The organism is Hyphomonas sp., from assembly GCF_037969335.1.
Classification (GTDB): Bacteria; Pseudomonadota; Alphaproteobacteria; order Caulobacterales; family Hyphomonadaceae; genus Hyphomonas.
This window is the reverse complement of record NZ_JBBKXE010000003.1, coordinates 1-2513: the sequence shown is the minus strand read 5'-3', so window position 1 is coordinate 2513 and position 2513 is coordinate 1. Positions and strand designations below refer to the sequence as shown.

The 2513-nt window shown below is 62.5% G+C and carries 3 protein-coding genes and 1 pseudogene; 2 read left to right on the top strand and 2 right to left on the bottom strand.

All coding sequences use genetic code 11. The annotated features are described in order from the left end of the window. Positions 1–1339 (top strand): ABC transporter permease (locus AADA04_RS00175; RefSeq protein WP_340691202.1); only part of this gene is annotated, 1339 nt, incomplete at its 5' end. Here AADA04_RS00175 and AADA04_RS00170 read toward each other — a convergent pair. After that, on the bottom strand, positions 1340–1702 hold the full coding sequence (locus tag AADA04_RS00170) for a hypothetical protein (RefSeq protein WP_340691201.1): 363 nt from the start codon (positions 1700–1702) through the stop codon (positions 1340–1342). 138 nt (positions 1703–1840) lie between these two features. Continuing rightward, positions 1841–2050, bottom strand: coding sequence for a 30S ribosomal protein S21 (rpsU, locus tag AADA04_RS00165; protein WP_340691203.1), 210 nt, complete (start codon positions 2048–2050; stop codon positions 1841–1843). A gap of 127 nt (positions 2051–2177) precedes the next feature. Between rpsU and AADA04_RS00160 the strand changes: the two are divergent. Continuing rightward, a pseudogene (locus AADA04_RS00160) lies at positions 2178–2513 on the top strand (COQ9 family protein); the annotation flags it as partial.

The following is a 2513-nucleotide window of genomic DNA, read 5'->3' as shown; positions in this document are numbered from 1 at the left end:
GGCCTGGGGCTTCTGGCTCAGCCTCGCTGCCGTGCCGCTGTTCATGATCATCGGCGGCACCTTTGCCCTGTTCGCCGCCAAGTCCTCCCCTGTGCGCTACTACGCCGTCGTCGAGCCTGCCGCCGTGTATGCCGACGCCATCGAGGGTGAATTCGCTCGGAATGACGAGGATGCCAGCCAGCAGGCACGTGACCTTGCCGCCAATATGGACCTGTCGCCTCAGCAGCACGCTGCGCTCCAGTCCGGCAATGCCGCGCCGCCGCGCAAGTTCATCCGCGTGCCGGCCCCGGCCAATTCGATCGACGACCTACGCCCCTACCTGATGGGCCAGCGCCTCGTCTCCGGCCCGCTCGGCGACAAGCCGCTCTTCGCCGTCTTCATTCCGTCAGCTGACGGCCGGGATCTCGAATACTGGAGCGACGACGTCAATGTCGGTGCCCTGCGCGCGACCGCGGCCAATGCCATGCGCCGCCTTTCCCGCCAGCAGGCCCTCTCCGAGGCAGGGCTCGGCCCGGATTTCCTCGACAGGGTCGATGCCAATGCCCTGCAGGTGTCGGCGCACCGCATCCGCACCGTGGCCGACCAGACAACGGCAGGCTCGGAAGTCACCATGGCTGACCGGGCGCCGGTCTTCGTCGCCGGCGGCCTCGCCTATTTCCTCTGGCTGATGATCTTCTCGATCATCCAATACCTGCTGATGGGCACGATCGAGGAACGCTCCAACAAGATTTTCGATACGTTGCTCACATCCGTGAAGCTGACCGAACTGCTTGCCGGCAAGCTGCTTGCCGTGTTCGCGGTCACGTCCACGATGATGGTGTCCTGGGGCCTGTTCGCGTTCGGGGTGTCGCTGTTCGCGACCAGCCAGATTCCCGGCGGCGCCGGCCTCCTGTCGCCCTTCCTCGCGGCCTTTGCCAATCCGTCGATCATCATTCCGGGCCTGATCAGCTTCCTGCTCGGCTATGTCATGTACGGCATGATCTTCATGGCGCTGGGCTCGCTCTGCGACACGATCCAGGAAGCCCAGACCCTGCTCAGCCCGATGATGATCCTGCTGATGCTGCCAATGTTCGCCATTTTCATCGCCTTCCAGGATCCCGGCTCGCCAATTATCGACATTGCGTCATGGATTCCGGTGTTTACGCCCTTCCTCTTGATCTTGCGCATGCCGCACGATCCGCCGCTGTGGGAAATTGTGGCTCAGATGCTGATCATGGCGCTCACCGCCCTGGCCATCCTCTGGCTCGCTACCAAGGTCTACCGGGCCGGCGCAGTCCACGGCGCAGGCATCGGTGACCTTGGCGGCGTTTTCAAACGCATGTTCAGCCGCAAGAGCTGATCAGCCGGCCGTCAGATGGCAGGATGTGGTCAGGGCAGAATCGTACGTGACCTGCTCGCCTATCGTGATCGTGTGACATTGAGCCATGCCAGATGTGAGATACCCCTCGGCGCTGATCTCGTGTCCGGTGGCGACGTCCAGTATCCGGAAATGTGCATCTCCTCTTGCCGAAAACCGCTCCACCTGGCGTTCGTGCGGTGCCACGGTCCATGCGTCGTCATAAACAGTCACCGTGACCGGGTTCTCACTGTCATTCGTGATCGTGACAGTTTGCAGGGAGAGAAGGTCGGGCCCCGCCCAGTAGCCAATGGCGCAGGCCACGACCGCCACCGGGACGATGGCCCATGGAATGATCTTTTTCACATGCGCCTCCACCGATCACTGGGATGTATGCCACGGACCGTGGCGCGCATTTCGGGCGACAAGATGACGTGACCCCAAAGAAAAAGCCCCGCCAGATCGCTCTGACGGGGCTTTTTTCAGTGCGTAAGACCGTAAAGCCTACACGATGCCTTCGCGCTGGGCGCGCTTGCGAGCCAGCTTGCGGGCGCGGCGAATGGCTTCGGCGTGCTGGCGGGCTTTTTTCTCGGATGGCTTTTCGAAAGCCTGACGGGCCTTCATTTCGCGGAAGAGGCCTTCGCGCTGCATCTTCTTCTTGAGCGCGCGCAGGGCTTGCTCGACATTGTTATCGCGGACGACGATCTGTACGATGGGTCTTCTCCATTGGGTTAGGGGCGTCGCCCCGACGAATTCTTTGAGGCCTGTTAAGCCGTGAAGGGGGCCTATATCACGCAAGAAGCGATTTGGCCAAGCCCCTTAAATGATGCAAAGAAGTATTATGACACATACGCCATCCGATGTCTTGCGTTCCAGGTGGTTGGAAGCCCTTTTGCCCCATGTCGCCTTTGACGGCTGGACAGATGCCGCTGCCAGCCTCGCCGCTAATGAGGCCGGGCTCAGCGAAGGTGAACAGGCGCTCGCCGCGCCAAACGGCGTGATTGACCTGATCGAGGCCTTTTTTGCCGCCGCAGAGGCCGACGCGCGGGCCGTTCTCGCTGCTGAAGACCTTTCCGCCCTGCGCGTGCCCGACAAGGTGAAGCGCGGCGTCCTCGCCTGGCTCGATGCGCTGGCCCCGAACCGCGAGGTCGTGCGCCGCGCCGCCGCGCGCGGTTTC